Raw genomic sequence first — 234 nt, 5'->3', positions numbered from 1 at the left:
TCGTGGGGATCATGATCTTTTTCTCCCTGATCCTGGGCCTGGCCATCATTTATAACTCCATCGTCATGAGTTACAATGAACGCAAGAAAGAGCTGGCCTCATTGCTGACCCTGGGATTTACCCACACTGAGGTATCCGGCTTGATGTTGAAAGATACACTGATACAGGCAGTGCCGGGATTGCTCATCGGGCTTCCCACCGGGCGCTGGCTGGCAGTTTTCTATATTTCCAGTG

General features: G+C 50.9%; 1 protein-coding gene. It reads left to right on the top strand.

Annotated elements, in window-relative coordinates:
- Positions 1–234 (top strand): FtsX-like permease family protein (locus B2633_RS09905; protein WP_483170468.1); only part of this gene is annotated, 234 nt, incomplete at both ends.

Origin of the sequence: Syntrophomonas sp. UBA1041, from assembly GCF_002316705.1 — a bacterium.
In the GTDB taxonomy this organism is placed as follows: domain Bacteria; phylum Bacillota; class Syntrophomonadia; order Syntrophomonadales; family Syntrophomonadaceae; genus DTU019.
The sequence above is the reverse complement of the archived record's forward strand: the minus strand, read 5'-3'. Positions and strand labels throughout refer to the sequence as shown.